This is a genomic window from Halorubrum sp. SD612, from assembly GCF_002135005.1.
Window position 1 is genome coordinate 1 of record NZ_NEWI01000224.1, and the last position, 3,217, is coordinate 3,217.

At 72.6% G+C, this 3,217-nt stretch carries 3 protein-coding genes and 1 pseudogene; 1 reads left to right on the forward strand and 3 read right to left on the reverse strand.

Going from position 1 to position 3,217, the window contains the following annotated elements:
• Positions 1 to 1,052 (reverse strand): AI-2E family transporter (locus B9G38_RS15440; RefSeq protein WP_143415520.1); only part of this gene is annotated, 1,052 nt, incomplete at its 3' end.
• Positions 1,053 to 1,178: 126 nt separating this feature from the next.
• Here B9G38_RS15440 and B9G38_RS15445 point away from each other — a divergent pair.
• Positions 1,179 to 1,676 (forward strand): NYN domain-containing protein, encoded by a 498-nt coding sequence (locus B9G38_RS15445; RefSeq protein WP_086220965.1) that lies wholly within the window; start codon positions 1,179 to 1,181, stop codon positions 1,674 to 1,676.
• 34 nt (positions 1,677 to 1,710) lie between these two features.
• Here B9G38_RS15445 and B9G38_RS15450 read toward each other — a convergent pair whose 3' ends face one another.
• Both B9G38_RS15450 and B9G38_RS15455 read right to left on the reverse strand, forming a co-directional pair.
• Positions 1,711 to 2,952, reverse strand: a complete 1,242-nt coding sequence (locus B9G38_RS15450) for a M20/M25/M40 family metallo-hydrolase (protein WP_086220966.1) — start codon at positions 2,950 to 2,952, stop codon at positions 1,711 to 1,713.
• Positions 2,949 to 3,217, reverse strand: a pseudogene (locus B9G38_RS15455) (diaminopimelate epimerase); the annotation flags it as partial. The gene B9G38_RS15450 and the pseudogene B9G38_RS15455, both read right to left, overlap by 4 nt.

Below are 3,217 nucleotides of genomic sequence, written 5' to 3' on the forward strand. Positions count from 1 at the left end.
TGCTCGGCGTCGAGCCGGCGCAACAGCGCGGTGTCCGCGAACGTCAGCGCCAGCACGAGGACTATCGGCGCGAGGAACAGCCCGTGGAAGCCGAACACGACAGGACCGAGGATGTACGCGAGCATGAGCAGCCCGACGTGCGTCGTCTTGCCGCTGAAGTACGGCCGGAGGACGATGTCCGGGATTGTGTCGACGACCACGACGGCGACGGCGAGGAACCCGGCGACGTACGCGAGCAGCTCGAGTTCGCCGTCGAGCGCGATCGGTATCGACATCGCCGCCGCGATCGGGATGTAGACGATCTTCATCCCGATCACGGGGATCAGGCTGGCGACGCCGGTGAGCGCGCCCGAGAGCGTCGGGTACGGGATCTCGACCGCGCCGGGGGCGACCGCGTTGTACCCGAGGTAGGTGACGACCGCGATGACCGAGATGGCGATGACGTTGAGCAGGTTCCCGTACAGCACCGCCTCCAGCTCGTCGTCTGCGGTCTCGAGGTACTCGCGGACGACCGCGTCGTCGTCGAAGGAGAGCAGCCAGTCGTGGAACTTGGAGCCGTCGATGAGCAGGTAGTAGGTGACGACGACGGTGATGAGGAGGTTCAGGGCGAGCCCGGACACCGTGCTGGCCAGCAGCGACGCCTGCTCGGAGACGAGCTCGATGAGCGGGTCGAACTGCCCCGAGCGGTACGCCGCGAGCAGCTCGTCCATCGTCGGGTTCGACAGCTCCGCGAGGTCGCCGACCACCGAGTTCTCCGCGCCGATGGTGTCGGTCACCGGGTAGGTCTCGATGAACCGCCGCGCCTCCAAGATCAGCAGGACCAGCGTGTAGCTCACGAGCCCGATGAGCGGGACGCCGATGACCGACAGCGACACCGCCGCGCGCACCCGGGCCGGCAGCCGGAAGCGTTCGAGCCGGTGGTAGAAGCGCCGCGTCGAGTAGTAGAGGAAGACGGCGACCGTGAGCGGGGCGACGAACCGGTAGGCCACGTAGCCGGCGACGAGCGCGACCGCGAGGCCGAAGAGGGCGACGACGAACCGCTTTTCGTCCATGGGCCACGGTCGCCATCGTCTGACATAAACCATGGTGGTCGTTGCGGCCGACGCCGCCGCGACGGGCCCGCGACCGCGGTCGCGCCGATCCCAAAGCCCCTAACGGCGGGGGGTGAAGGGTGACGCATGACCGACATTCACCCGGACCAGCGCGTCGCCGTGCTGGCGGACTCGCAGAACCTGTACCACTCGGCACAGAGCGTCTACTCGCGGAACATCGACTACTCCGGCCTGCTCGACGCCGCCGTGGCGGACCGGTCGCTGGTGCGCGCCATCGCGTACGTGATCCGCGCCGACTCCCCGGAGGAGGAGAGCTTCTTCGAGGCGCTCCGCGACATCGGCTTCGAGACGAAGATCAAGGAGATCAAGACGTTCGCCGACGGCTCGAAGAAGGCCGACTGGGACCTCGGGATGAGCCTCGACGCCGTCTCCCTGGCGAGCCACGTCGACACCGTCGTCCTCTGTACCGGCGACGGCGACTTCGCGCGGCTCTGCTCGCACCTCCGCCACGAGGGCGTCCGCGTGGAGGCGATGGGGTTCGGCAACTCCGCCGCCGACGAGCTGATCGAGGCCGCCGACGACTTCGTCGACCTCGCCGAGGAGGAGGAGACGTTCCTGCTTTAAACGCGACGGCGGCGACGCGCGCCGATGCGGACGGCTACCCGAGGAGCGACGCGACCGCGTCCTCGACGGCCGCCGCGGCCGCCTCGACCTCGCGGACCCGCACGTACTCCCGCTTCGCGTGCGCGACTGCGCCCGACTCGTCCGCGGGGTCGCCGGGGCCGAACACGACCGTCGGCGCCGGCGCGAAGTAGGAGGCCTCCGTCGCGGCGCCGAACGGGCGGGCGTCGCCGCCGCGCCCGCTCGGGAGGCCGACCGCGTCGCCCGCCTCGCGCGCCGCGGCCGCCACGGTTCGGACGAGCTCGTGGTCCGGGTCCGTCGCGAACGCCTCCAGGAACGGCGACTCGCGGTCGGTGAGCGCGACGTCGGCGTCGACGCCGTCGTCGGCCGCGCCGGTCGACAGCGACTCCCGCACCGCCTCGCCCAGCGACGACCGGAACTCCTCGGCGGTCTCCGGCGGGACGCTCCGCCGGTCGACGGTGATCGCGCAGTCCGCCGGCACCTGATTGGTGGCCGCGCCCCCCTCGATCACCGTGGCGGTGAGCTTCGGCGGGCCGAGCTGCGGGTGGGCGTCGCCCCCCTCGTCGAACGTCCGGATCGCCGCGAGCGCGTCCTCCGCGGCCGCGACCGCGTTCGCGCCGGCGAACTCCGCGGCGTGCGCCGCGGTTCCGGACAGCTCGACCGTCCCCTGAAACCGCCCCTTCGCGGCCGTACACGCGTCGAGGCCGGTCGGCTCGCCGACGAGGAACAGGTCGCCGTCGAGCCGGTCGTCGGTCCCCGGAAGCCGCCCGGTCAGCGCGGCCGCGCCGAGCGACAGCGCCTCCTCGTCGGGCGTGAGCGCGAGCGTGAGCCGCCCGCGGTCCGGATCGGCGGCGAGGAAGGCGTTTACGAGCGCCGCGAGCGGCCCCTTCGCGTCGCAGGCGCCGCGCCCGCGGACCACCGCTTCGGCCTCGCCTCCGGCGCTCGCGTTCGGCGCCGCCGCCCGCTCGCCGTCGCGCGCCGCGCCGCGCTCGAACGGGACGTGCGGCGTCACCGTGTCGAGGTGCGTGTTCAACACGAGATGCGGGCCCGCCTCGGGCGCCGGGGAGCGCTTCTCCGCGAGGACGCAGCCGTCCGCGACGACCGCGGGGTCGGCGCCTCGGTCGTCCAGCAGGTCGACGACGAGCTCGCGCATCTCGTCGGGCGACTCGTGAGAGGGGATCCGTACCGCCTCTTCGAGGAACGAGACCGGATCGAATGCGGAGCCGCGGTCCGGGTCCGGGCCGGTTCCCTCGCTCATCGCGGGTCGGCGGGGAGCGTCCCCGAGAACTCGTGGGCCACGGGGCCTGCGAGCGTGGCGTGGCCCGCGTCGGGGGCCGTTATCTCCAGTTCGCCGCCCGGCGGACGGCTCACGGCCGACTCGCCCTCGATCAGCCCCAGCCGGCGGGCGGCCGCGACGACCGCGACCGCGCCGGTGCCGCAGGAGCGCGTCTCGCCCTCGACGCCGCGCTCGAAGGTGCGCTGGTCGAGGACCGCGGGGCCGTCGCCGGACCCGTCGTCGACGA

Coding starts and splice junctions, on each gene's coding strand:
- B9G38_RS15445 (WP_086220965.1), top strand. CDS start 1,179: ATGACCGACATTCACCCGGACCAGCGCGTCGCCGTGCTGGCGGACTCG.
- B9G38_RS15450 (WP_086220966.1), bottom strand. CDS start 2,952: ATGAGCGAGGGAACCGGCCCGGACCCGGACCGCGGCTCCGCATTCGAT.